This is a genomic window from Bacillus sp. 1735sda2, assembly GCF_024159245.1.
Classification (GTDB): domain Bacteria; phylum Bacillota; class Bacilli; order Bacillales; family Bacillaceae; genus Bacillus; species Bacillus pumilus_O.
This window is the reverse complement of sequence record NZ_JAMYWZ010000001.1, coordinates 2840290-2866789: the sequence shown is the minus strand read 5'-3', so window position 1 is coordinate 2866789 and position 26500 is coordinate 2840290. Positions and strand designations below refer to the sequence as shown.

The 26500-nt window shown below is 42.2% G+C and carries 27 protein-coding genes; 20 read left to right on the top strand and 7 right to left on the bottom strand.

Going from position 1 to position 26500, the window contains the following annotated elements; all coding sequences use genetic code 11:
- The first annotated feature begins 13 nt into the window (after positions 1-13).
- Positions 14-640 (top strand): Type 1 glutamine amidotransferase-like domain-containing protein, encoded by a 627-nt coding sequence (locus NKR21_RS14895; RefSeq protein ID WP_144457636.1) that lies wholly within the window; start codon positions 14-16, stop codon positions 638-640.
- A gap of 51 nt (positions 641-691) precedes the next feature.
- On the opposite strand, the gene cysK is transcribed toward NKR21_RS14895, so the two are convergent.
- Positions 692-1621 (bottom strand): cysteine synthase A, encoded by a 930-nt coding sequence (gene cysK, locus NKR21_RS14890; RefSeq protein WP_391509410.1) that lies wholly within the window; start codon positions 1619-1621, stop codon positions 692-694.
- Between the two features lie 94 nt (positions 1622-1715).
- Here cysK and thpR point away from each other — a divergent pair, with 94 nt between their 5' ends.
- The 4 genes from thpR to NKR21_RS14870 all read left to right on the top strand — a co-directional run bounded on the left by thpR (position 1716) and on the right by NKR21_RS14870 (position 5292).
- Positions 1716-2267, top strand: a complete 552-nt coding sequence (thpR, locus tag NKR21_RS14885) for an RNA 2',3'-cyclic phosphodiesterase (RefSeq protein WP_144457640.1) — start codon at positions 1716-1718, stop codon at positions 2265-2267.
- A 25-nt stretch (positions 2268-2292) separates the two neighbouring features.
- A complete protein-coding gene (locus NKR21_RS14880; RefSeq protein WP_144457642.1) occupies positions 2293-3228 on the top strand; it encodes a hypothetical protein in 936 nt (311 codons plus the stop codon).
- Between the two features lie 48 nt (positions 3229-3276).
- Positions 3277-4206: a YegS/Rv2252/BmrU family lipid kinase gene (locus NKR21_RS14875; RefSeq protein WP_144457644.1), complete on the top strand. Its 930-nt coding sequence runs from the start codon at positions 3277-3279 to the stop codon at positions 4204-4206.
- 285 nt (positions 4207-4491) lie between these two features.
- A complete protein-coding gene (locus tag NKR21_RS14870) occupies positions 4492-5292 on the top strand; it encodes a phosphotransferase family protein (RefSeq protein ID WP_186299661.1) in 801 nt (266 codons plus the stop codon).
- Here NKR21_RS14870 and NKR21_RS14865 read toward each other — a convergent pair.
- On the bottom strand, positions 5289-5564 hold the full coding sequence (locus tag NKR21_RS14865; RefSeq protein WP_012010930.1) for a YtzH-like family protein: 276 nt from the start codon (positions 5562-5564) through the stop codon (positions 5289-5291). The genes NKR21_RS14870 and NKR21_RS14865 overlap by 4 nt on opposite strands.
- Positions 5565-5752: 188 nt before the next feature.
- On the opposite strand from NKR21_RS14865, the gene trmB reads away from it, so the two are divergent.
- The 3 genes from trmB to NKR21_RS14850 all read left to right on the top strand — a co-directional run bounded on the left by trmB (position 5753) and on the right by NKR21_RS14850 (position 9128).
- Positions 5753-6394, top strand: a complete 642-nt coding sequence (trmB, locus tag NKR21_RS14860; RefSeq protein ID WP_012010929.1) for a tRNA (guanosine(46)-N7)-methyltransferase TrmB — start codon at positions 5753-5755, stop codon at positions 6392-6394.
- Positions 6395-6508: 114 nt separating this feature from the next.
- Complete coding sequence (locus tag NKR21_RS14855) at positions 6509-7357, top strand: YtnP family quorum-quenching lactonase (protein ID WP_012010928.1); 849 nt, start codon at positions 6509-6511, stop codon at positions 7355-7357.
- A 73-nt stretch (positions 7358-7430) separates the two neighbouring features.
- Positions 7431-9128, top strand: a complete 1698-nt coding sequence (locus NKR21_RS14850) for an NAD-dependent malic enzyme (RefSeq protein ID WP_012010927.1) — start codon at positions 7431-7433, stop codon at positions 9126-9128.
- A 43-nt stretch (positions 9129-9171) separates the two neighbouring features.
- Here the strand turns inward: NKR21_RS14850 and NKR21_RS14845 are convergent, their stop codons facing one another.
- On the bottom strand, positions 9172-9486 hold the full coding sequence (locus tag NKR21_RS14845) for a PepSY domain-containing protein (RefSeq protein WP_003217759.1): 315 nt from the start codon (positions 9484-9486) through the stop codon (positions 9172-9174).
- A gap of 199 nt (positions 9487-9685) precedes the next feature.
- Here NKR21_RS14845 and NKR21_RS14840 point away from each other — a divergent pair, with 199 nt between their 5' ends.
- Entirely contained in the window at positions 9686-10759 is a 1074-nt protein-coding gene (locus tag NKR21_RS14840; RefSeq protein ID WP_144457648.1) for a M42 family metallopeptidase, read from the top strand.
- A gap of 79 nt (positions 10760-10838) precedes the next feature.
- Here NKR21_RS14840 and NKR21_RS14835 read toward each other — a convergent pair whose 3' ends face one another.
- Positions 10839-11285: a YtoQ family protein gene (locus NKR21_RS14835; RefSeq protein WP_012010925.1), complete on the bottom strand. Its 447-nt coding sequence runs from the start codon at positions 11283-11285 to the stop codon at positions 10839-10841.
- Between the two features lie 200 nt (positions 11286-11485).
- On the opposite strand from NKR21_RS14835, the gene NKR21_RS14830 reads away from it, so the two are divergent.
- The 9 genes from NKR21_RS14830 to ytxJ all read left to right on the top strand — a co-directional run bounded on the left by NKR21_RS14830 (position 11486) and on the right by ytxJ (position 20322).
- Positions 11486-12514, top strand: coding sequence for a PTS sugar transporter subunit IIC (locus NKR21_RS14830; RefSeq protein ID WP_012010924.1), 1029 nt, complete (start codon positions 11486-11488; stop codon positions 12512-12514).
- Complete coding sequence (locus NKR21_RS14825) at positions 12501-12821, top strand: thioredoxin family protein (protein ID WP_003217665.1); 321 nt, start codon at positions 12501-12503, stop codon at positions 12819-12821. Before NKR21_RS14830 ends, NKR21_RS14825 begins: the two co-directional genes overlap by 14 nt.
- Positions 12822-12840: 19 nt before the next feature.
- Complete coding sequence (locus NKR21_RS14820) at positions 12841-13653, top strand: DUF1444 domain-containing protein (protein WP_144457650.1); 813 nt, start codon at positions 12841-12843, stop codon at positions 13651-13653.
- Positions 13654-13669: 16 nt separating this feature from the next.
- Positions 13670-14275, top strand: a complete 606-nt coding sequence (ytpR, locus tag NKR21_RS14815; RefSeq protein ID WP_144457652.1) for a YtpR family tRNA-binding protein — start codon at positions 13670-13672, stop codon at positions 14273-14275.
- 196 nt (positions 14276-14471) lie between these two features.
- Positions 14472-17222, top strand: a complete 2751-nt coding sequence (locus tag NKR21_RS14810) for a DNA translocase FtsK (protein WP_144457654.1) — start codon at positions 14472-14474, stop codon at positions 17220-17222.
- Positions 17223-17525: 303 nt separating this feature from the next.
- A complete protein-coding gene (gene murC, locus NKR21_RS14805) occupies positions 17526-18824 on the top strand; it encodes a UDP-N-acetylmuramate--L-alanine ligase (RefSeq protein WP_119125244.1) in 1299 nt (432 codons plus the stop codon).
- A gap of 224 nt (positions 18825-19048) precedes the next feature.
- Positions 19049-19468: a DUF948 domain-containing protein gene (locus NKR21_RS14800; protein WP_119125243.1), complete on the top strand. Its 420-nt coding sequence runs from the start codon at positions 19049-19051 to the stop codon at positions 19466-19468.
- A gap of 26 nt (positions 19469-19494) precedes the next feature.
- Positions 19495-19965 (top strand): YtxH domain-containing protein, encoded by a 471-nt coding sequence (locus NKR21_RS14795; RefSeq protein ID WP_012010918.1) that lies wholly within the window; start codon positions 19495-19497, stop codon positions 19963-19965.
- A 33-nt stretch (positions 19966-19998) separates the two neighbouring features.
- Positions 19999-20322 (top strand): bacillithiol system redox-active protein YtxJ, encoded by a 324-nt coding sequence (ytxJ, locus tag NKR21_RS14790; protein WP_003217729.1) that lies wholly within the window; start codon positions 19999-20001, stop codon positions 20320-20322.
- Between the two features lie 119 nt (positions 20323-20441).
- Here ytxJ and NKR21_RS14785 read toward each other — a convergent pair whose 3' ends face one another.
- On the bottom strand, positions 20442-21794 hold the full coding sequence (locus NKR21_RS14785; RefSeq protein WP_253602410.1) for an IS1182 family transposase: 1353 nt from the start codon (positions 21792-21794) through the stop codon (positions 20442-20444).
- A gap of 314 nt (positions 21795-22108) precedes the next feature.
- On the opposite strand from NKR21_RS14785, the gene NKR21_RS14780 reads away from it, so the two are divergent.
- Positions 22109-23185: a bifunctional 3-deoxy-7-phosphoheptulonate synthase/chorismate mutase gene (locus NKR21_RS14780; protein ID WP_012010915.1), complete on the top strand. Its 1077-nt coding sequence runs from the start codon at positions 22109-22111 to the stop codon at positions 23183-23185.
- A gap of 452 nt (positions 23186-23637) precedes the next feature.
- Positions 23638-24639, top strand: coding sequence for a catabolite control protein A (gene ccpA, locus NKR21_RS14775; RefSeq protein ID WP_034665514.1), 1002 nt, complete (start codon positions 23638-23640; stop codon positions 24637-24639).
- 42 nt (positions 24640-24681) lie between these two features.
- Here the strand turns inward: ccpA and NKR21_RS14770 are convergent, their stop codons facing one another.
- Positions 24682-25842, bottom strand: a complete 1161-nt coding sequence (locus NKR21_RS14770; RefSeq protein ID WP_119125242.1) for an acetoin utilization protein AcuC — start codon at positions 25840-25842, stop codon at positions 24682-24684.
- On the bottom strand, positions 25839-26480 hold the full coding sequence (locus NKR21_RS14765; RefSeq protein WP_012010912.1) for a CBS and ACT domain-containing protein: 642 nt from the start codon (positions 26478-26480) through the stop codon (positions 25839-25841). Before NKR21_RS14765 ends, NKR21_RS14770 begins: the two co-directional genes overlap by 4 nt.
- Positions 26481-26500: the final 20 nt, after the last annotated feature.

Here is a 26500-nt window from a genome sequence, read left to right as displayed (position 1 = left end):
GAGGGGATTCACAGTGAAAAAAATGTTCTTATGCTCTTCATTCAAAGACAGCTATTCTCTCTTGTCTGATTTTACGGGTGAATCGTTAAAAGGAAAACGCGTGACATTCTTCCCAACAGCTAGTGCTGTGGAAGAAGTCACGCATTATGTGGAGGCAGCGAAAGAAGCCTTTCATCAACTCGGTATGCAGCTAGAAACCGTTCAGATAGCTGAGCAGTCTACCGAAGAAATCACAAAGATGATCAAACAAAATGATGTGATGTATGTATCAGGAGGTAACACTTTCTATTTACTGCAGGAATTGAGAAAACACGGTCTCGATGACGTGCTGAAAGAAGAAATCAATAAAGGAAAGCTGTACATCGGCGAATCGGCAGGGAGTATCATCATGGCGCCAAGCATTGAATATATCTCCTTGATGGATGAGCAGCAGAAGGCACCAGAGCTTTCATCCTATCAAGGTTTCAATGAGGTAAGCCGCTATCCAGTACCGCATGTGCATAATACCTATTTAGGAGATGCTGCGCAGCAAATCCTAAAGCAGTATGAAAAGACGCTCGATTTATGCCCGCTTACTGATGAACAGGTTTTACTCATCACAGGGGAGCAGGCTGTGATAAAGACTGCTAAATCAGCCTAACCGCAAAACGAAGAAAAAAGGAACAGGGGGTTCATTGCCCCTGTTCCTTTTTTAATCTTGAAAAACATCACTTGATAAGTATCGTTCGCCTGTATCGGCTGTCATACAGATCACAATTTGATCTGCCGGCAATTGCTTGGCTGTTTCAATCGCAGCATAGCAGGCTGCACCAGATGATGGACCAACTAAAATCCCTTCAAGCCGGGCAAGCTGTCGTGTAATTGTGTACGCATCTTCATCGCTTACTTGCACAATCTCATCATAGACATGCTCGTTTAAAATTTGGGGAATAAATCCTGGGCTTGTGCCAACAAGTTTATGCTTGCCAGGTGTCCCGCCAGATAAAACTGGTGATCCCTTTGGCTCTGCCACACGTATGGTCAATTGAGGGAATGCTTTCTTTAATTCCTCACCAGTGCCTGTAATGGTTCCGCCAGTTCCTGCTGTTGCGACAAAGGCTCCTAGAGGCTTTCCAATTTGTTTGACAGCATCCATAATTTCAACAGCGGTTGTGCCTCTATGGGCATCTGGATTCGCTCTATTATCAAATTGCATTGGGATAAAGCTATGAGGAATTTGAGCTGCCAGTTCCTCTGCTTTGCGAATACAGCCTGGCATTTTTTCTTCCCCTGGGGTCAGAATGACCTGCGCCCCGTAAGCCTTTAAAATATTGATTCGTTCCTTTGTCATCGTATCAGGCATCACAAGGATAGCTTGATACCCTCTAGCTGCTGCGTTCATGGCTAATCCAATCCCTGTATTCCCGCTCGTCGGTTCAATGATGGTCGCTCCTTTTGTCAGCTTACCTTGTTTTTCAGCCTCGACGATCATATTGTAAGCAGCGCGGTCCTTCACACTGCCGCTAGGATTAAACGATTCTAGCTTTAAATACACAGCTGCCGCATTGTCTGGCTGAAGCCGCTGTAAATGAACAAGTGGTGTATCGCCAATCAGCTCAGCTATATTTTGTGCTACCTTCATCATGTGACACCCTTTCTTCTCATTCCGCATTTCTTTAGTTATACTATCATCAATGGGGATTCGTAAAGTTTGTGAAAAAAGGACAGGTGATATTGTGTCAGAGAACCGTCATTATTTTATTGGGATTCATATCCCTGAACAACTTGCGTCTCAAATTAAAAAGGACATTGATCAAAGAAGCGGACTGTCTTTTCAAAAATGGACAGCACCACATGATTATCATGTGACCTTGATCTTTTTAGGGGCCATTTCAGAAGAACGCTTAAAAAAGATCATCGAGCTGCTTGAGGTCCTCTCAAAGGAAGCCGCTGCATTTTCACTAGAGCTGAATGAGGTGGGACAGTTTGGCACGAAGGAACGCCCGAGAGTCTTTTTTGCAAAACCTGATGAAAGTGAACCGCTCATGCTATTAAGAGAAAAGGTGAAAGAAGCCGTATTGTCAGCAGGACATCCTGTTGAAAAGAGACCGTTTCATCCGCATATGACGATTGCGCGCAAATGGAATGCGGATCATTCTTTTGCAGAACAAGCGCCTTTACGCAAAGAGCCATACGTGATAGAGGTTTCTAGTATCACTCTATATGAAATACGACCAAGAGAAACCCCGCGTTATCACGCAATCAAACAATTTGCACTACATAAATGATTCTAAAAGTTGGAGTGAGCAGCAGATGGCGCAAATTATCAAAATTCAAGATTATATATCACGATATGAACAAGACCCGCATCATTACATCAATCAATTTATTCGATTGAAAAAGCAAAGGTGGGACGAGTTAAAAAAAGCGTCAAAAGAGAAGACGCAGCATTCATTTGACCAAATTTCTGAACAAGCGCCTGAACAAGAGGAGGAAAAGAGAAAGAAATTCTCCTTAAAGAGAAAGCAAAAAGAAGCCGATATGAAGAAGGAACGGGACCTAAGTCTTTTTAACGAGCCAACAGATATAGAGCAAGGTGTCTTTACAAACGTTCCTACTGATGAAACGAAGCTCATTCATTTTTTTAAGGATCATCTATATGATGTTCAATTAAAATGGGCGAGCTCGACGATTTCCCATATTTCAACCGTTTCCCATCACATTCGGTATGATGAAAAGCTGCGCTTGCTTGCTAGGCAGCTTCCGGATTCATATTTTGTGATGTACAAACCGGTGCTGATCATTCAAAAAGCAGAGATGGAATTATGTCCAGTCCTCATTACGCCGCTGGAAGTGATTTGTTTATCTTTCCTAGAGGCAGAACCTGACAGCGTATATATCGGAACGAAGGAACGTTTTTGGGAAAAGCGGGCGAATGGGAAAGCGGTTCAGTCCGTTTTGAATCCTTGCGCAAGCCTTCTACGCTCTGGCACCGTCGTGTCAAAGATTTTACAGCAAAGCGGTGTCGATCTTCCTGTGAAGAAAATCCTGATCAGCCGTACCTCTTATATTGACTTACCGGAAGTTCCATACGGGATGGAGGTTGTCGATAAGAAGAAGGCGGAAGATTGGTTTGAAAAGCAGCGGAGAAATACCGCTCCGACAAAGCATCAGCAATTTAAGGCGACAAAAGCATTGCTTGCTTATGGTGAATCAGACAGCAAAAGAAGGCAGGAATGGCTCGATTAAAGGGATAATGGAAGGTCACGAAAAAAGAGACCTGAGTGGAGCTAATATATGAATGAATGGTACTTTATCGTTAATCCAGCAGCAGGACATGGAAAAGGACTTCGTACATGGAGGAGCATAGAGAAAGAATTACAAAAGGTGGAGATCTCATATCGATCGTTTCTCACCCAGCATGAAGGTCATGCAGAAGTATTGGCAAGACAAATTAGCGCCATGCAAGATGACAGGCTGAACCGCCTGATTGTCATTGGTGGTGACGGCACCATTCATGAAGTCCTGAATGGCTTAAAGGAAATGGATCATGTGCAGCTAAGCTTTGTCCCCGCTGGTCATTGGAATGATGCGGCGAAGGGCCTTGGCATCCATCGTCAAGATGTCCTAAAAGAAGTGAGAAAGCAAAAGAGAATGCTCACCAAAACATTTTCTCTCGGCTCCTTTCAAGATCACGCAGAAAGCGCACAGTCCGTTCTCTTTCTCAATCATATCGGTGCTGGGTTTGATGCACATGTGCTTAGGAAAACAGTGCATTTTAGAGGGAAAAAGTGGCTGAAACGGCTAAGGCTTGGGTTTATCATCTACCCGCTGTCATTTCTCCATTCTTTATGGTCCTTTAAGCCGTTCGACCTTGCACTGTTTATTGAAAACGAGAAGAAGGTCTTTCGCCAAGTGTGGTTTGTGATTGTTTGTAATCACCCCTATTACGGAGGCGGGCTGGAAGCAGCGCCAGAAGTGAGCGCAAGACAGCCGGGCTTTCAAACGCTCGTTGTCACAGATTTGAATCCATTTAAAGTGCTCTTGTTTCTAAGTGCAATGGTGTTTCGTAAGCACCTTGGAATGAAGGGAGTTACCCTGTTTCAGCACGAGGAAGCGTACTTGGAGGCAGACGGAAAAATCATATTTCATGCAGATGGTGAAGTAATTGGTGCAACACCTGTTTTTGTGAAGGCGAGTGATCGCTCCTTAAAATTACGTGCTTAAATCATGTCTCGTGAATGTCCTAATCAAAGAACCATGAAAAAAGCCTTTCTTTTCATAAGGTTCTTGTCCTGATTTTCTAGTTTTGCTTGACGAGTATAAGAAGGTAACGATAAAATCTATAGGACGGCTATTGTTTAGCATCTCATTCTCAATAGCTGTCCTTTTTGTTTTTATGATCATATAAATAAAAAAAGAAACAGCCTATTGACCTTCAATCGGCTGAATTTTGTCGACTAAAAAAGCACGATTTAAAATATTTTAAGAAATGATGGGTTGAAAATTGATATGAACTGGTTGGGACAAATATTAGGTAGCGAATGGCACATCTCTCCTGCTGGAGGCGCTACGGGAGATGCGTACTTCGCAACACACAATGACCAAAAGCTATTTTTAAAACGCAATACGTCACCGTTTCTTGCGGTTTTGTCAGCTGAAGGCATTGTGCCGAAGCTTGTCTGGACAAAACGGATGGAAAATGGGGATGTCATCACTGCACAGCACTGGCTGAGCGGCAGAGAGCTGAAGCCAAAGGACATGAATGACCGTCCTGTCGCAGAGCAGCTAAGAAAAATTCATACATCGAAAGAATTGCTTGATATGCTGAAACGATTAGAGAAGCACTCTCTAGACCCAGCATCCATTCTGAAACATTTAAAACAGTCCATATTAAAAGAGCAAATTGATACGCGTGACATCACACGTGCTATCCAATACTTAGAGAAGCATGTGGAGGCAGTTCAATTTGAAGACAAGGTCGTGTGTCATTGTGACCTCAATCATAATAATTGGCTGCTGACAGATGAAAACCAGCTTTACTTAATCGATTGGGATGGGGCGATGATTGCTGACCCAGCCATTGATCTTGGACCACTTTTATACCATTATGTTGAAGAAGAAAACTGGGAAAGCTGGCTCTCAATGTACGGTGCCCCGCTGACGGACAATTTGCGAAAACGCATGGCTTGGTATGTCCTCGCTGAAACCGTATCGTTTGTCGTGTGGCATAAAAGAAAAGGGAATGAAAAAGCACAGCAAGAAGTGAAAGCGGAGCTGAGCGCACTCTTACAGCGGTTAAACATTCATTAAGACAGAGGAATATTCTCGACCCACTCTGACAAATGCGATTGATGCGCCTCAATATGTGCATCAATTGAATGGACAGAAGTACCCTTTTGGCTGTAATCATAAATATCTGTTAATAATTGACGAATGTCGGCATCAAGGTCTTCTTTTGCCAGCATTAATTGAATCACGCGTCCCACCTGTTCATATTCTGCAACAGTCCCGCAGCAATCCAACTGGTGATCGGTTAAAATATCTTTGATTAATTGAAGCTGATGTTGACGGTTTAATCCCATACGTATGCTCCCTTTCTGCGTGTCATTTATGAGGTTAAACTGTGCATTCAGCGCCCAATTTATACATGCGTAAGACCAGCTCAGGCGAAGGGTTGGTCTTTTTCATATGCGCATAAAGATGCCGTCTTGCGGGTCTTTAGGTTTCATGGTATCTTGATAAAATGTAAAGAAAATAGAGGTGTATCAAATTGAGAATGCGACATAAACCATGGGCTGATGATTACTTAGCTGAAAATGCTCATATTGCCTTAGCGAACCCCGAGCAATATAAAGGGAAGTGGCATGAGCTGTTTGGAAATGATCATCCAATCCATATCGAAGTTGGCACAGGGAAAGGGAGCTTTATCGCTGGCATGGGCAAGCTTCATCCTGATATCAACTATATTGGCATTGAATTATTTAAAAGTGTTATTGTGACAGCAGTAGACAAAATCAAAGAGACAGATGTTGAAAATGTAAAGCTTTTGAACATTAATGCGGAAACGCTGACAGATGTGTTTGCTGAAAATGAGATTGACCGGGTGTATCTGAATTTCTCTGATCCGTGGCCAAAAGCAAGGCATGAAAAGCGCAGATTGACGTTTAAAGCCTTTTTAGAGCGATATGAACATATTCTCCGTCCAGGCGGTGAGTTGCATTTCAAAACAGACAACCGCGGGTTATTTGAATATTCCTTAAAGAGCTTTTCTGCATATGGCCTTCTTTTAACGTATGTAAGCTTAGATTTACATAAGGACGGACTAGAAGGAAATGTGATGACGGAATACGAAGAGAAATTCTCGTCTATGGGACAACCTATCTATCGATCAGAAGTGAAATTTCCAGAATAACAAATAACATCAAGCTGGCTGCAAAAAAATTGCAGTCAGCTTTTTTCGTGAAAAGATTGATGCATGCGATTTTCAGCTGTATTTGCTACGATAGAAAAAGGAGGGATGACAGCAATGGAGACAATGAAAATAGGTGACATGGAACTGTTTTGGTTAAACGGGGGAGATACACATATGGACGGCGGTGCGATGTTTGGTGTAGTGCCAAAGCCGCTATGGTCAAAAAAATACCCGGTGAACGATCGCAATCAAATTGAACTGCGGTGTGACCCGATCCTCATACGATGGAATGGTCTTCATTTTTTAGTGGATTCCGGCATCGGATCAGGTAAGCTGACGGATAAACAAAAACGCAATTACGGCGTAACAGAAGAGACGAAATTGGAAGAGTCACTTGCGGCACTTGGCCTGCAACCAGCAGATATTGATTACGTCTTAATGACGCATCTTCACTTCGATCATGCAAGCGGATTAACAAAACTCGAAGGAGAAAAGCTCGTGTCTGTTTTTCCGCAAGCAAAAATCATCACATCCAAAATCGAATGGGATGAAATGAGGGCGCCTAACATCCGCTCAAGAAATACATATTGGAAAGAAAACTGGGAGCCGATAGCAGATCAAGTGGTGCCGTTTGAAGAAAGCATCGAAGTAATAGAAGGCATTCAGCTGCATCATACAGGTGGTCATAGCAATGGTCATAGCATCTTAACGCTCACAAGTCAGGGCGAAACAGCGATTCATTTAGCTGACATCATGCCAACGCACGCTCATAAAAACCCATTATGGGTCCTTGCTTATGATGATTACCCAATGACTTCAATTCCAGCTAAGCAAAAATGGCAGGCATTTGCAGAAGAAAAAAATGCGTGGTACTTGTTTTATCATGATGCAATTTACCGCGCTGTTAAGTGGGATGAAGACGGGCAAATCACACATGAAATCAAAAGAGAAACAGGAAGATAAAAGATCATCTGCATGTTTTTTCGCCTTTCACACAAAATAACGACAAAATGAACTTGTGAAAGGAAGAGTGCAGGTGAACCAATCTTATCGTGTACATGGAGATGTCATTGAAACACCGTTAAGAGGGATGGAAGTCATGTCCGTCCCTTATTTAAACAAAGGGGTTGCATTTACGAAGGAAGAGCGGGAAGAGCTTGGTTTAAAGGGGTTTTTACCGCCTAAGGTTTTAACATTAGAAGATCAGGCGAAGCGTGCCTATGAGCAGTTCAAGGCACAGCCGGATGAACTCGGAAAAAATGTGTATTTAACATCACTTCATGACAGAAACGAAGTGCTTTTTTACAAATTACTAAATGAGCACTTAGCAGAGATGCTGCCGATTGTCTACACACCGACGGTTGGAACAGCCATTCAGCGTTATAGCCATGAGTATCGAAAGCCAAGAGGCCTTTATTTATCAATTGATGATTTGGAAGGCATGGAAGAGATATTTGCCTCATACGGTGTGGATGAATCCATTGACTTAATCGTTGCGACAGATGCAGAAGGTATTTTAGGTATTGGAGACTGGGGAGTTGGCGGTATTGCCATTTCAGTCGGGAAACTTGCAGTTTATACAGCCGCAGCAGGCATTGATCCTAGCCGCGTGCTGGCTGTTGTACTAGATGCCGGGACGAATCAGGAAAGTCTCTTGAATGATCCGCTTTATGTTGGAAATCAGCATTCCCGCGTTCGCGGTGAGCGGTATGATCAGTTCATCGATCAATATGTTGAGCTTGCCCGCGCAACCTTTCCAAATGCACTTCTTCACTGGGAAGACTTTGGGACAAAAAATGCACGAGCCATATTGGAAAAATATAAGGAACAAATTTGTACATTTAATGATGACATTCAAGGGACTGGAGCTGTGTCACTTGCTGCGGTTCTGGCATGTGCAAAAGCTTCGAAGGTTCCGCTGAAAGATCACCGAATCGTCATTTTTGGAGCGGGTACGGCAGGAATTGGCATAGCGGAGCAGATCCGTGATGCGATCGTCAGGGATGGAGTCAAAGAAGAGGAATCATATGGTCGTTTCTGGTGTATTGATAAAACAGGATTGCTTACAGATGATTCACCTGACATTCAGCCATTTCAAAAGCCATATGCAAGACGTTCTGACGAAGTAAAGGATTATGCCCGCAATGGCCCTAAGCATTCCATTGATTTATTAGAGGTCGTCAAACAGGCAAAACCAACCATCTTAATTGGCACTTCGACAGTAGGAGGAGCATTTACAGAGGAAATTGTGAAAGAAATGGCGTCACACGTAGAGCGCCCAGCCATTTTACCAATGTCTAATCCGACACCTCTTTCAGAAGCAAAGCCTAAAGATCTCATTGAGTGGACAGAAGGACGCGCCCTTGTGACAACAGGAAGCCCATTTGATCCTGTCGAATATGGCGGCGTCACATATGAAATTGGGCAAGCGAATAATGCTCTTGTGTTCCCAGGGCTTGGCCTTGGAACGATTGTGTCTAAAGCACGCCTCATGTCAGACAGCATGTTTGTTGCGAGTGCTGAAGCGATTGCCAGCATGGTCAATGTCGGAAAACCGGGTGCAGCAATGCTGCCAAGTGTGGATCAGCTTCGAACCGTTTCAGCGACAGTGGCTGTCCGTGTAGCGCAAGCAGCGATTGATGAAGGAATTGCAGAGGAAACACCTGAGGATCTCATTCAGGCTGTACAGGACGCTATGTGGCATCCTGTGTACAAAAAAATCAAAGCCATATAAAAAAGAAGCTTCGCAAGGATACACCTTTGCGAAGCTTTCTTTATCAAGCCACAGAATCAATGACATCCACAATCATGCCTGTTTTGGCATCAATCATGACTTCGTACTGTTCAAGCTCGCCAAATGCTGAGCGAGTAATACCAGATTTGTACACATCAATCGTTTCACCATTTACGGTATACGGTTCTGGTACAGTATAAATCCAAGAGCCATCAATCGGGCCGCGCTGTTTAAAAGCGGATTTCACAATTTTTAATGCTTTTTCAGACGAGATATACGTAGGGAAAAATACTTTCTTTGCAACAATTGCAGCGGCTACGCCAATACTCGCACCAATCAGAACATGTTTTAACTTCAACGTGCTGCACCTCCGTATTGCTGTTTTTTCCATTATACAAAACTTGTCCATTGATGTTAAGGAATCCGAATACTTGAAAGCATATTCAAAATTTTTGGAGAGATACTTGGAAAACCGAAAGAATTCTTATAGTATAAAGTGAGTGTTATTTTTATAGGAATATATATGGTCATTACATAGAAACGAGGTAAATCGTAGAATGAATGAAGAAACATTGTCGCTTTTCCGAAATTTAACAGAATTACAAGGCACCCCAGGTAATGAGCACCATGTGCGTGCTTTTATGAAAAAGGAACTTGAAAAATATTCTGACGAACTCATTCAGGATCGTCTTGGCGGTGTGTTTGGGGTACGCAAGGGACCAGAAAATGCACCTAAAATCATGGTGGCTGGTCATATGGACGAAGTGGGCTTCATGGTTTCATCCATTACGAAGAACGGAATGATACGCTTCCAAACACTAGGCGCCTGGTGGAGTCAAGTCATGCTGGCACAGCGTGTCGACGTTCATACCGATCACGGGCCAATTCCAGGTGTCGTCTCTAGTACACCTCCTCATCTTCTAACACCAGAACAAAAAAGCAAATCTGTGAAACCATCAGACATGCTCATTGATATTGGTGCAGACAGTGAAGAAGAGGCAAAAGAACTTGGCATTCGTCCCGGACAGCAAATCGTGCCTGCAACAGTGTTTACCCCGATGGCGAATCCTAAGAAGATTTTAGCGAAGGCTTGGGATAACCGCTATGGCTGCGGACTTGCGATTGAATTATTAAAAGAAATAAAAGACGAACCACTTTCATGTCATCTGTATTCAGGTGCAACGGTTCAGGAAGAAGTAGGGCTTAGAGGGGCAGAAGTAGCTGCGAATACGATTCAGCCGGATCTGTTCTTTGCTTTAGATGCAAGTCCTGCAAACGATGTGACAGGTGACAAAACCCAATTTGGCCAGCTTGGAAAAGGTGCACTTCTGCGAATTTTTGATCGAACCATGATTACGCACCGCGGGATGAGAGACTTTGTGCTCGATACGGCTGAGTCAAACAGTATTCCATACCAATATTTCGTATCACCAGGTGGTACGGATGCTGGACGTGTTCATATTTCAAACCAAGGCGTGCCTTCTGCTGTCATTGGAGTGTGCGCTCGCTACATTCACACAAGTCATTCAGTATTGCATGTGGATGACTACGCAGCGGCAAAAGAATTAATTGTCCGTCTTGTGAAAAACTGTGATAAAAGTACAGTGGATTCTATTTATCAACAGGTGTAATTGTAATCAGCATGTAGACAAACCCTCGCATTCTTTGTCAACAATCTAAGGCTGCCTCTTTTAAGAGAGCAGCCTTTTGTTATTGCTGTTCAAACACGTAAGATAACGCCTTGATCGCTTGGTTCACGGTTTCCACAGTGATATTCGCTTTATTTGATAGCTCCTTTAGTGGATGGTGCAGTTCTTTTGGACGGATCAAAATGAGAGGTTTCCCTTTCGCGATGGCAGCAGATGCATCCATTGCCGTGTTCCACTGTTTATATTTCTCACCAAAGCGGGCAATGACGATGTCTGACTTGTTTAATAGGATCTCAGTACGAAAATTGTTCAAATCAGAAGCAGCATCATCTTTGAAAATGGCATTCGGCTGTTCACCTAAAATGTCCTCACCAATGTGATCGGAGCGGTCATGATTCTCCATTGGACCTACAAATGTCACTGGCAGTTTCAACGATTGGCTTTTCTCCTTGATTTCATCACGCCACTGGCTATGAATTTCTCCTGCTAAATAGACAGTTAATTGCATAACGATCTCCTCCTTTTGTACAAACTTAGTAAAGGTTTGCCCTGTTTCTTTTCATGTTACACAAGAAGTACTTGATAAAGCAAAAAAAATATGATTATGATATTCATGGTAGAGACTATTTTTCATCGTAAGAATACTACATATAATGGGAAGGACAGGCCTCTTCGTCTTTCCTATGAGAAAGCAGGAAGAAGACGTTGATGACTTATTTGAAAAGAAAGGGAATCTCCCTTTCGCCAAAAGTGTACTTCATTGAAGCACTCTCTTATATGGCTTTAGGTCTATTTGCTACATTAGTAGTAGGTCTGATTTTAAAAACAGCAGGCGGTCTGTTATCACTTCCGCTCATTATCAAAATGGGTACACTCGCAATGGGGCTTATGGGACCAGCGATTGGGGTAGCCGTTGCGTACCGGTTACAGGCATCACCTTTGGTCATTTTTGCAAGTGTTGTCTCAGGTGCTGCAGGGGCAGAGCTTGGTGGACCTGCTGGTAGTTTTGTCGCAGCATTAATTGGTGTGGAAATCGGTAAGCTGGTCAGTGGTGAGACAAAAATTGATATCATTTTGACACCACTTGTCACCATCATCACTGGTTTTTTCACCGCTACTTTGATCGGCCCTGGGATTGAAGCTATGATGACAGGGCTTGGCAGGCTCATCATGTGGGGGACTGACCAAAGTCCGCTGATCATGGGCATGCTAGTAGCGACCATTGTTGGACTTGCCCTCAGCTCACCAATTTCAAGTGCTGCGCTTGCGCTTATGCTTGACTTAAGTGGTCTTGCTGCTGGTGCTGCAACGATCGGCTGCTGCGCTCAAATGGTCGGCTTTGCCGCTGCAGGTTTTAGAGAAAATCGTTTTGGCGGACTTGCCGCTGTCGGTATTGGCACGTCAAAATTGCAGCTACCGAACATTGTGAAAAATCCCCTTATCCTTATTCCGCCGACGGTAGCGGGCCTCATTCTCGCACCAATTGGTATTATTGGCTTTGGGATGGTCAATAATGCGGCAGGGGCAGGAATGGGAACGAGTGGTCTTGTTGGACAGCTCATGACACTAACCGTTATGGGGTTTCATCCATCCGTTTTTCTAGCGATTACTCTTTTGCATATCGTTGGCCCGGCAGTGATTAGTTTGGTAGTATCAGAATGGATGAGAAAGAAAGGCTATATACAATTCGGAGATTTAACCATACAAACTGGAGGAATGAAACATGAAAAAAATTGAATCAAACGAAGAATTACAAAAAGTGATTCAAGAAGACTTAACCGTACTGCTATTTTCAGCGGACTGGTGCCCAGACTGCACTTTTATCGAACCATTCTTGCCAGAGCTTGAAGCAAACTACCCAGAATTTGAGTACTTTTATGTGGATAGAGATCAATTTATTGATACTTGCGCAGAGTGGGAAATTTACGGCATTCCAAGCTTTTTAGTATTTAAAAATGGACAAGAGATTAACCGCTTTGTCAGCAAGGATCGTAAAACGAAGGAAGAGATTGAAGCATTTTTAACAGATTCTCTTTCTAAATAATGAAAGGAGAGTCTCAACCATGGCAAAAATGACATCAAGACAGCTTGCGAATGAACTCAAAAGCCGGCTGACAAATGACAACTGGTCACACCAGTTTGACCGAGAAAAAGATACACTTCGTATTGAAGATAAACAAACAGGTAAAGGGATCACACTAGAGCTCCCGCCGATCATTGCAAAGTGGGAAGTAAAGCCTGATGAAACATTGGACGAGATCGTCTATTATGTGAAAGAGGCGCTAAGTGCCATGAAAGGCGAAGCGCAGCACATCTCTGGAAAAGAAAAGCAAATTTATCCGGTCATTCGATCTACTTCCTTTCCCGAGGCATCAAGTGATGGTATCCCGCTCGTTTTTGATGAGCATACAGCTGAAACGAGAATCTACTATGCACTTGACCTTGGAAGCACCTACAGATTAATTGATGAAAAGATGCTTCAAAAGGAAAACTGGACAAAAGAACGAATCAGGGAAACTGCTAGCTTCAATGTCCGCTCACTTGAAACTGTAGTGAAAATGGATGAAGTGGCAGGCAACCGGTTTTATTTCTTCCGTGCGAATGACGGATATGATGCGAGCAGACTTTTAAATGAATCGATCTTACAAGAATATGCGCAAAAAATAGAAGGGCAGATGGCCATCTCTGTTCCCCATCAAGATGTATTCATTATTGCCGATGTTCGCAATGAATCAGGCTATGATATTTTAGGACAGATGTCGATGAGCTTCTTCGCCAGCGGCACGGTTCCGATTACCGCATTGTCATTTTTATATGATGAGAATAAGCTTGAACCGATCTTTATTCTTGCTAAAAGCAGACCAAAACAGCAGTAGAAGGGAATTTTGAAGAATGAACGTTTTTTATAATGCAGAAGGTGTAGGCGACACACTCCTTATTTCATTGAAAGATGTGACGAGAGAAGAAGTAGGTCATGAGACGTTTGGAGATGTCGTAAGAATCTTCAATCAAGAAACAAAAGAAACAACAGGCTTTAATATCTTCAATGCGTCCACTTACATGAAAATTGAAGAAAACGGATCTGTACCGCTTTCTGAAACAATTGTTCAAGATATCAACGAAATTTTAAACCGCAACGGTGTTAGTGAAACGTTGACTGTCGATCTATCACCAAAATTTGTTGTCGGTTATGTAAAGGAAAAAGAAAAGCATCCGAATGCAGATAAACTAAACATTTGCCAAGTGGATGTTGGCGATGAAACATTACAAATCGTGTGCGGTGCACCAAACGTTGATCAAGGACAATACGTCGTGGTTGCGAAGGTTGGCGCAGTGATGCCAAGCGGTTTAATCATCAAAGATGCTGAGCTAAGAGGTGTTCCATCAAGCGGAATGATTTGTTCAGCAAAAGAACTAGATCTTCCAGACGCGCCTTCTGAAAAAGGGATTCTTGTTCTAGAGGGAAGCCATCAAGCTGGCGAACCCTTTCAAGCTTAACCTCCCATAAACGGGCACATCAGAGCGAAGAATGTGTTATACCAAAAGTCACTAAGTACGTACTTAGTGACTTTTTTTCATCTACAAACATTACAAATAGCAAGGAGCGGCACTTTTCTCGCTTTTCTGCATGAAAAAGCAATGGTATACTAAAAATCGCCCAAGAAAACGTAAGGGGAGTTAAAGTGAGTGATAAATGATGAGTTGGTTAGATAAATTTTTTAGTGTATTTTTAGGTGAAGAACAGAAAGAAGAAAAAGCTGTGAGACCTGAAGAAGGTCCAGTTGCACCAAAGCAACCAGTCTTTGAACAGCATAAAGAATATAAAAAAATTGAAGATACAAAAGTCTATTATGAATATCCGACAGGCAACTTCCGCTTTCCGCTTGTTCCAGATGAACCTCAGCGTGACGGAGTAAAGCAGGAAAGAAGACGCCCGAAGCAAGGCCAGTCAATGGCTAAGCAAAAGACCTATGAGTCAAAACAAACGGTGCAGCCTGACACCAATAAAAAGCCATTCAAACCAGAGCAGATTCCATCACCAATTTATGGCTATCATCAGGATATGCGTCCAAAACGAACAGAAGCAAAAGAAGAATTATCTTCTGTTCAAATGAAAGCAGCGGAAACAGCGCAACGTGTCACCCTGTTATCTGAAGAGGCAGAGCGTGAACGAAATGTCAGACAGCAAATGAACATTCCATCAATACGGAAAGAAAATCGTATGGAAGAAACAGTTCCAGTCCCAGCAGAAGAAAGAGTGGACGTCAAAACAGACGTGACCCCGCTTACTTTGCAAGAGGAACTCGCTTATCACGATCACGTTCAATCGACGATGGAGCGTTTAAATGAAGAGCCTCTTAATCAAACAGAGGAAAAAGAGCCAGCCTTTTCTGAGCCTCAAGACCATATTGAAGCTGACTTACATAATCAGCAAGCCGAAGTATATCACGAACCGCCGGTAGAAACTGAGCCTGTACAGGATGTTTCGGGTGAAAACGAAGAAATACAAGACGAGCCGGTAGAACAGTTTGTCGACAAGACTCAGGAAATAGAACCATTGACATTCGAAACAGCAGAAAACACGCAGTCCGCTATTGAAATGGAAGTAGACATGCCGGCAGAAGAAGTAGAGGTACTAGACGACATCTCAGCAGAACCGGTCGAGGAAATAGAAGCTGATTCCACCTTAGACCATCAAGAAGAAGTGTCACCACCGCATGCATTGGAAGAAACTGAACCAGTTGCTGAGCATGATCTGCAAGAGGATCAAGTGTTAGAAGAAGCGGAAATAGTAGAAGATCAAGTGATGCCAATAGAACAAGAAGCAGACGAACAGACAGCTACTGAACGAGTAGAACCGGTCATAGAGCAGCAAGAAAAGCAAGAACAAGTGCATGAAGTGATGGAAGAAAAACCGAAACAGGCATCTCCTCAGCCACAACGTGCAAGCGGACAAACCTCAACGGTTCCTTTTAACGTCATGATGTTAAAAAGTGATCAGCGCGTGCAAGGACAAAAGAAAGCAGCAGATGCAAAGGGATATGTGTTTCCAAGCCTCGCCCTTTTAGATGTACCTCCAGCTCAAAAAGAAGAGGACGGGACATGGGTGAAAGAGCGGGCAGAGCTGCTCAATGCCACGCTGAAAAATTTCAATGTCAGAGCAAGTGTCGTCCATGTCACGCAAGGTCCTTCTGTGACAAGGTTTGAAGTACATCCAGAACCAGGTGTCAAAGTGAATAAAATTACGAACCTGTCAGATGATATTAAACTCAGTTTGTCCGCAAAGGATATACGAATTGAAGCACCGATTCCAGGAAAGAACACGATCGGGATTGAAGTGCCGAACCTTCACAGTAAAATGGTTTTCTTAAGAGAGATGATCAGAAGCAGTGCGTTTAGAGACAATCCATCTCCTTTAACAGCAGCACTCGGATTAGATATCTCAGGACAGCCTGTTGTCGTTGATCTGCAAAAAATGCCGCATGGCTTAATTGCTGGAGCAACAGGTTCAGGAAAAAGTGTTTGCATCAATACCATTTTAGTGAGCTTAATGTTTAAAGCATCACCAGATGAAGTGAAAATGCTGTTAATCGACCCTAAAATGGTTGAATTAGCGCCGTATAATCATATTCCGCATCTCGTGAGTCCTGTTATCACCGATGCCAAGACAGCGACAGCTGCTCTGAAATGGGTAGTAGATGAAATGGAAAGACGCTACGAGTTGTTTGCGCACTCTGGTGTGAGAGAAATTAAACGATTCAATGAGCTTGTTAAAGAAAAACAAATGGGTGAAAAATTGCCTTATCTTGTTGTAGTGATCGATGAGCTCGCTGATTTAATGATGGTCGCACCAAATGAAGTCGAAGAAAGCATTTGCCGAATTGCGCAGAAAGCAAGAGCGTGCGGCATTCACTTATTGATTGCGACACAAAGACCTTCTGTTGATGTCATCACAGGTCTAATTAAAGCCAATATTCCAACAAGAATTGCTTTCTCTGTCTCAAGTCAGGTCGATTCTAGAACGATCATCGACATGGCAGGTGCAGAAAAGCTTCTCGGAAAAGGAGACATGCTCTTCTTAGAAAATGGCTCCGGCAAGCCAACGAGACTGCAAGGAAACTTTGTATCAGACCGTGAGATCGATGAAGTAGTGGCACATGTTAGAAAACAGCGGAAGCCGGTGTTCCTTTTCGAACAGGAGGAATTAATGCTCCAAGGCTCTGCGATTACAGATGAAGATGAATTGTTTATGGATGCGTGCCGTTTTGCCATTGAGCAAAATAGCGCTAGTACATCGAGTTTGCAGAGAAGATTTAGAATTGGCTACAATCGTGCTGCGAGATTGATCGACATGATGGAACGCGAGGGCATGATCTCTGGTGCAAAAGGCAGTAAGCCAAGGGAAGTCCTCATGACACTGAGTGACTTAGAACAGTTGATCTAAACAAACCACTTCATTTTTTTCATAAACATGGTATGATAGCACATAGGTGCAATTTTGGAATTGGACGCTTTTCGCATGCCTGTCAGAACGCTTTTTTATGTAAAATGAGCGAAATCAGGTGTTAGAAATAGGAAGGTTGTCGGATACTAATCATAGTTAATATTGATTAGAATAGGAAGATCGGAAAAAAATCTTTATTTGGAGCTGCGATCTGTGAACCGCTAGAGGCGAAAATCACAAGTTGCAAATTGAAATGAGCGTCATATACTGTAAGTCAGATAGACGTTTGTTGGAGGTACAATTATGACTGTTTATCATTTTGTTGGAATAAAAGGGACAGGTATGAGTCCACTGGCCCAAATTCTTCATGATACTGGGTATACTGTCCAAGGATCGGATATCGAAAAACATATCTTTACACAAAAAGCATTAGAAGAACGAAATATTAAAATTCTTCCATTTGACCCAGATAATATTCAGCCAGGGATGACCGTCATTGCAGGTAATGCATTTCCTGATACACACCCTGAGATTGAACGTGCCCTTTCTGAAGGGATTCCTGTCATTCGTTACCATAAATTCCTTGGAGAATACATGGATTCATTCACAAACGTTGCGATTACTGGTGCTCATGGTAAAACGTCAACAACAGGACTGCTTGCCCATGTGATGCAATCAGCGAAACCAACTTCATACTTAATCGGCGATGGATCTGGTATGGGGAAAGAAAACAGCGAGTATTTTGTATTTGAAGCATGCGAATACCGTAGACACTTCCTCAGCTATCATCCAGACTATGCGATCATGACCAATATTGATTTTGATCATCCTGATTATTTCTCAGACATTGACGACGTGTTTGATGCGTTTCAAAACATGGCACTTCAAGTGAAAAAAGCCATTATCGCTTGCGGTGATGATGAGCATCTGCCTAAGATTCAAGCGAAGGTACCTGTTGTGTACTACGGTTTCAATGAAGAAAATGATTTCCAAGCACGTAATGTTGTGAAGAACACGGAAGGCACTACATTTGATGTATTTGTACGAAATACGTTTTATGATACCTTCTATATTCCTGCCTATGGAAATCATAATGTCCTTAATTCATTAGCTGTCATTGCATTATGTCACTATGAATCCATTGATGTAGAGCTCATCAAAGGGGCGCTAACGACATTTGGTGGTGTGAAACGCCGCTTCAATGAAAAAGTAGTCGGTGAGCAGGTTTTAATTGACGACTATGCCCATCACCCAACGGAGATTGAAGTCACAATTGAAGCAGCACGCCAAAAGTATCCAGACCGTGAGATTGTCGCTGTTTTCCAGCCGCATACCTTCACACGTACACAGCAATTCTTAAGTGAATTTGCTGACAGTCTGAAAAAAGCGGACTATGTATACCTATGCGATATTTTCGGTTCAGCCCGTGAAAACATTGGGAAACTGAGCATCGAAGATTTACGTGAGAAAATCCCGCAGGCCCAATTGATTGCAGAAGAAGATACATCTGTGCTGAAAGCGCACAAAGATGGAATTCTGATCTTTATGGGAGCAGGAGACATTCAAAAATATTTGCGTGCTTATGAAAAAGTCGCTGTATAAATACTTAAACAAAAAGTGCCTTTTTGATCGGCACTTTTTTATTTTGAATAAAATGTGACAAAGGAGCTAATTATGTCACCATCTGCCGCATTTTTTCGTTCGCTGTGGACAGGAATCAGCGAATAAGTGTAGAATTATTATTCAAACGGTCATTCTAGGCGATGTTTGAATGATACAACGAGAGGGTAATGAATTGAATATGCCCGCAGCAAAGGAGGTATCAGATGATTATTATTCTATATCTAAGCGTTGCACTGATCGCAATAGCTTTCCTCATTCTTGTCATCTACTTGTCCAAAACCTTAAAATCCTTACAGCTGACATTAAAGAATGTCGCATCAACTTTAGAAGGTCTTGAAGGTCAGATGCAAGGGATCACCACAGAGACAGCACAGTTGCTACATAAGACGAATCAGCTTGCTGAAGATATCCAAGACAAATCAACAAAACTTAACACAGTTGTGGATGCGGTGCAGGGAATTGGCGGCTCGATCAACCAATTTAATACAAGCATAAAGCAGGCAGCTGGTGCGGTTTCTTCATCCGTTGAACGAAATCAAGAAAAAGTCACGGATGTCGTAAGCTGGAGTAACGCAGCACTTGAAATTTATAAAAAATGGAAACAACGAAAACACCAAAAATAAACCATTTTCGCATAGGAGGAATAATCATGAGCAAAGACGGAATCAATAGCAAAGACTTTTTGATCGGAACACTTATTGGTGGAATTGTGGGTGCAACAACAGCTTTATTTTTAGCACCGAAGTCAGGGAAAGAGCTTCGCGATGATTTGAACACCCAAGCGAATGTTTTAAAAGAAAAAACAGATCGACTCACAACAGATGCAAAAGAAAGAGGCACTGAGTATGTGACGATTGCGAAAGATAAAACGTCTGAATTGTCTCAACTAGTGGCAGAACAATCAAACCAAATTTTAGACAAAGTGAAAGACATAAAAGAACGTGCAGCTGGAAAAGCTAATCATGTGAAAAATGAAGCAGAGAATGCGGCAGCTGACCTAGCAAGTGAAGCATCAGATGTAGCAGATGAAGCAAAAGTACGAGCACAAGAAGCGAAATCTGAAATTGAAGATGGCATTAAAGATGTTAAAGAAAAAGTAGAACAATCGACTAAAGGCTAACTATGACTGCACAGAGTGAAGAAGGAGAACATCATGTCAAAACAACTCATTGAAACAGAAGAACAGTTTGATCAACTAACGAATCAAGATGGGACCTTTGTCTTTTTTAAGCACAGTTTGACATGTCCGATCAGTCAAGCGGCTTTTCAAGAGTTTGAAGCATTTGCGTCTGCACATGAAGACGTGCCAACTTATTTCTTGCAGATTCAAAACACAAGAGAGCTTTCATCCTATGTGACAGAAAAGTCGGGGGTAAAGCACGAAAGTCCTCAGGCACTTGTCTTTAGCGGTGGAAAAGTAAAATGGCATGCATCCCACTCAAGCATTACAAAAGAAGCGCTTGAACATAATGTGTAAAAGAAACGTCAGCAATTGCTGACGTCAGCTTGTAGAGAAACTCATGTTTTTCTACAGGCTTTTTTATTTTCATCGTAATTATGATGGATGAGATTTAATGAAAAAGGCCTCCCACACACCTAGCCTAGCTTCGCTAGGTGTGTGGCAATCTTTTTCATGTTCTGGCACGCAGCTGTGAGGAGAACTTGCTCACTCACATTTTGTTTCCCCCTTAACCGGCAGTAGCGAAGCCCATGCAGTTGTTTTGAATCTGCAAAGCTTCGCTCTATTTTTTCTTTTCTTTTTTTATATAGCTCTTTTCCAGAGACAGTTAGACGATTCTGTCTGATCTTTTCTTTATGTTCTTCCCATATGTGTCTTGAGATGACTCTTTGATGATTTTTCGATCTTGTGCATCTTTCAAGGAAAGGACACGATGCACATTTTTTAGGATCTGATTTGTAGAATCGATAACCTTTTCGATCTGTTGTCGTATATAAAAGCTTCTCACCTTTTGGGCATATGTAATGATCATTTTCAGAATCATACTGAAATTTCCACTTCTCAAATAATCCTCTTGTTGGATGAAAACGTCTATGGGCAATGACACCAAAAATATGTCGATCAGATAAACCTTTACAAATTGGTGTTGTCAAATAACCTGAATCAAGCGCAACAGCTTCTACTTGAAAACCAAATCGTGCGATTTGGTGATCTAACCGATCAAGATATGGAACAGAATCATGGACATTTCCAGGCGTGACATGAGCATCGGTGATGATATTATACTTCATATCTGTTGTCCGGTGGTCTAGGTAGAAAAAGCCTTCAGGCTTGTTTTCGCGATATAGATAGCCACTTTCAGGATCAGTCATACTTTGACGAATGTCTTTTTCTGTTTTCACCTCCTCTTTTACCTTTAAGAGCTTTTTTCCATGTGCCACCCGATCTTCTTGGACTGCTTCTTCTAAATCATTGATATAGTTCTGGGTATCTTGTTCAATCGTTTTTCTCGTATATTTATGTTTATTAGCATTGGCTTTAAGATGAGTTGAATCAGTAAAAAGAACGCGACCTCCTACCATATCATGATTGATAGCTTGAAGCACAATCTCATCGAAAATGTCTTGAAAAATCGTTGTATTTTTAAATCGAGTACGACGATTCCAACTAATAGTGGAGTGATGGGGAACGGGATCATTGATGTTCAAACCTAAAAACCATCTATACGCCATGTTATAGTAAATTTCTTTTTCGAGTTGTCTTTCAGAACGGATACCGTAAAGGTATCCGATAAACATCATTTTGAACAAAATAAGCGGATCAAGAGAAGGACGACCTTTATTCTCACTATAATAGGGTTTTACTTTATCTACGATAAATGAAAAATCAATGTACTGATCAATTTTACGAAGCAGGTGATCCTCTTCGACCAGTTGATCTAGCAATACAAATTCGGCTTCGTGCTGAGAAGAATTTCTAGTGTGGAACATGAGAAAAACACCTTCCTTTAGAATGCTTTTCTCTATTATAAAATGGAGTGGTGGAAAATTTAAGGGAAAAAATAAAGCTGCCGAGATTTTCTCGACAGCCTGACGTCAGCAATTGCTGACGTTTTTTTATAAAAAAAGGTTTACTTCAATCAAAACTATGCTATAATCTTACACATAATACTTTATCGCTTAAAAGCGTTTGGGTAATAAAGAAAATTTTCGTGACAATTCCGAAATCTTTGTTTATAATAAACCCTATCATGAGAGAATGAAATAATAAAAAGCGAGAGCGGGCAGAGGAAAGGATGACAAAAATGAGCAACAATGAACTAGAACAATTGAGACAGCAAGCAGATGAACTAAATCTTCAAATTTTAAAACTGATCAATGAAAGAGGAAACATTGTAAAAGAAATTGGTAAAGCGAAAGAAGCGCAAGGTGTCAACCGTTATGATCCTGTCAGAGAGCGCACAATGCTAAACCAAATTCTTGAAGAAAATGATGGGCCATTCGAAAACTCAACGATTCAGCATATTTTCAAAGAGATTTTCAAAGCAGGTCTAGAGCTTCAAGAAGATGATCACAGCAAAGCACTTCTTGTTTCTCGTAAGAAAAAACCTGAAAATACTATTGTCAATATCAATGGAGAAGCGATCGGAGATGGGAAACAGCGCTTCATCGTTGGACCATGTGCTGTTGAAAGCTACGAGCAAGTCGCAGAAGTGGCGGCAGCAGCGAAACAGCAAGGACTAAAATTACTTCGCGGAGGAGCATTTAAACCTCGCACAAGTCCATACGACTTCCAAGGACTTGGTGTAGACGGTCTAAAAATTCTCAAGCGTGTAGCAGATGAATACGGTCTTGCTGTCATTAGTGAAATCGTCAATCCTGCTCACATTCAAGAAGCGATTGAGCATATCGATGTCATCCAAATCGGTGCACGAAACATGCAAAACTTCGAACTTTTAAAAGAAGCTGGATCTGTGAACAAACCTGTTCTTTTAAAACGTGGTCTTGCAGCGACGATTTCAGAATTCATCAATGCAGCTGAATACATCATCGCCCAAGGAAATGATCAAATCATCCTTTGCGAGCGTGGTATCCGCACATACGAAACAGCAACAAGAAATACGCTAGATATTTCTGCTGTGCCAATTTTGAAACAAGAGACACATTTACCAGTCTTCGTTGATGTGACACACTCAACTGGACGTAGAGATCTTCTCCTTCCAACAGCGAAAGCAGCTCTTGCGATTGGAGCAGACGGTGTTATGGCAGAAGTGCATCCAGATCCATCTGTTGCTTTATCTGACTCAGCACAGCAAATGGACATTCCTCAATTCGAAAAATGGTTAGATGCGTTAAGACCACTTGTTAACATTCACGCATAATCATAGATCAAAATGCCGCCGGATGACTGCCCGGCGGTTTTTCTATGGAGTAAATAGGATAAAGATTTGGGAATGAAAGGAAAAGAGCACATTACAAGCCTCAAACGGGCTTGTTCACAATGTTTTCATTTTTAAAATTCAATAGAATCTGCTAAGATCATTGTCATAGCTGACGTTCTCGACGGTTTTTTATGAAATATGATTCGATTTACAGGTAACAAGCTCATTAAAGTTTGTTTAATTTAGTTATAAAAAGAAAGGGAACGTTTTCATATGATGAAAAAACGTGTATAATTTCATAAAAGAATGTCATTTTGATGTAGATTGAAAAATTATGTGTCTCTTTTCATCGTTTTAATGACAAATAGGATATTATTTTCCTCGTATCTGACATGTCTCTATCCAATTGGTGAATGCTATAGATATGAAGTGTATTTGAAGGAGTGATTTATGTGAATAATGTTACAATATATGATGTAGCAAGAGAAGCAAATGTAAGTATGGCAACGGTATCACGCGTAGTGAATGGGAATCCGAATGTAAAACCAACAACAAGAAAAAAGGTACTTGAAGCGATTGATCGTCTTGGCTACCGCCCGAATGCTGTGGCACGAGGCCTTGCAAGTAAAAAAACAACAACGGTTGGGGTCATCATCCCTGATATTTCTAGTATCTTCTATTCAGAGCTTGCTCGCGGAATTGAAGATATCGCCACTATGTATAAGTACAACATCATTTTGAGCAACTCAGATCAAAATACCGATAAAGAGCTTCATCTATTAAATACAATGCTAGGTAAACAAGTAGATGGGATTGTCTTTATGGGCGGAAACATCACAGATGTGCTTGTTGAAGAATTTAAGCGCTCTCCTGTGCCAATTGTTCTTGCAGCCTCTGTTGAAGAGCAGGCTCAAACACCATCTGTCAACATCAACTACGAGCAAGCGATTTATGATTCCGTTCAGCTTTTAGTTGAAAAAGGACATAAGCGAATTGCCTTCGTATCTGGCCCAATGTCAGAACCGATTAACTCTATGAGAAAGCTAGCAGGTTATAAGCGTGCGCTTGAAGAAGCGGGCATCGCATTTGATGATGCGCTCGTCGCTGAAGGCGATTACTCGTATGATTCTGGAATTGAATCACTTGCTCATCTACTTGAGCAGTCTGACAAGCCGACAGCTGTTATTGCGGCTACAGATGAAATGGCGTTAGGTGTCATTCATGGAGCACAAGATAGAGGCGTATCGATTCCTGAGGATTTAGAAGTGATTGGCTTTGATAACACGAGACTTTCTCTCATGGTGCGTCCTCAACTGACAACAGTTGTTCAGCCGACATATGATATTGGTGCTGTCGCAATGAGACTGCTGACAAAGCTGATGAACAAAGAACAAGTGGATGACCAAATTGTGGAGCTTCCACACCGAATTGAAGAAAGACAATCAACAAAATAAAACGAAAAAGCAGGCTTACACATGAGTGAATGCCTGCTTTTCTTATGCCTTTTTCTTTTCTCGTCTAACGGGCATCAGTGCTTTTTCTACAGTTTGAGCATTTTTTTCTGTGATTTCTGCTTTTCTTGGGATCGGTGGATATAAATCGTCAGGATCTCCCCATGTGGATGGCAGGGTGACAGGCGATTGTTTATGCCAAGCTTGAACCCAGTCCTGAGGCAGTTCATCAGGCGGTGTCATGCCTTTCATTTCAAGCCAAATCCTGCTCCACGCCCTTGGCACAACCCGCCAAATATCGTATCCTCCTCCGCCGACAGCGATCCATTTGCCATCACAATATTGATGCGCTAACTCATGGGCAAGTCTAGGAATTTCCTCATATATTTTCATGGTGGCAGATAAATGAGTTAACGGATCATAGTAGTGTGCATCTGCACCATTTTGCGTCAAAATCACATCTGGTTTAAAAAAAGCAGCAATTTCAGTCACTGCTGTTCGGTATGCTTCAAGGAACGATTCATCTTCTGTAAATGCATCAAGTGGAATGTTGTAGGCGTAGCCATAGCCTTTATCGTGACCTCTTTCCTGTACTTGTCCAGTTCCAGGGAACAAATAGCGTCCCGTTTCATGAAGTGAGACCGTACAAACCTCAGGGTCGTCATAAAAGCTGAATTGTACACCATCTCCGTGATGGGCATCCGTATCAATATATAAAATTCTTGCGCCGTATGTTTTTTGAATATATTGAATCGCCACTGAGCTGTCATTATAAATACAGAAGCCAGATGCACGCCCTTTAAACCCGTGATGAAGTCCACCGCCAAGATTCAGTGCATGCTGCGAGTGTCCCATCATGACTTGGTCAACGGCTGTGAGTGTCCCTCCAACAAGGAGAGAAGCTGCCTCATGCATACCTGCAAACATCGGTGTATCCTCGGTGCCAAGACCGTAGCGCTCTCCCTCTGCTGTAGAGAGCTTTCCTTCACTAGCCCGCTGCACAGCTTGAATATAATCGGCTGTATGAACGAGCTTTAATTCCTCAAGGGTCGCCATACGCGGTGCGACGATCTCATCATCTGTTAATGCCTTCATTTTTTGAAGTAAGTCATATGTTAAGTAAACACGAAGCTGATTGAAGGGATGATCTTGGTGAAACTGGTACGTTTGAAAAGAGGGTGAAAAAACAAAGGTCGCTTCCTTCATTTGATCGTCTGCTCCATAGGCCACAGCACCTTATAGCCTTTTGCGCGAATCAGCTTCGTCACATGATCTGCATGCATGGTTTGAAGGCGGAAGACGAGTACTTTAGAAGATTCATTTGCATGCGGATACACAAGCACACTCAGCATTTGAATATGCTGCTCCTTTAAAATAGCCGTGATGTCTGCAAGACCTTCTGTCATTTGGTCCACTTCAACCTCTAAGTGCGACCCAGGCTGATCTGCACCTGTCAGTCTGACAAACGTACGAAGCAAATCAGTCTTTGTGATAATGCCTACAAGTTTGCCGCGTCTCACCACTGGAAGGCAGCCAATTCCATGTTCAAAAAAGACACTTGAAATCTCTTCAACGAAATCAAGCGGATGAGCAGTAATTGTCTCTAATACCATGATCTCTTCAACAGGCCGCTGAATAAAGAGCTGTCTTTTTTCTGTTTCAAATATACTTGGACTGGCATTTTTAATATCTCGATCTGTCACCATCCCAATGACAGAACCTTGATCAGATACGATCGGAATATGCCGAATGTGATGTGTACTCATTTTTTTGATGGCTTCTTCAATCGTATCGGTTTTTCGCAGCGTGATCACATCACGCTCCATTATTTGTTCAATCATCATTATTTACCAATCCCCTTTGC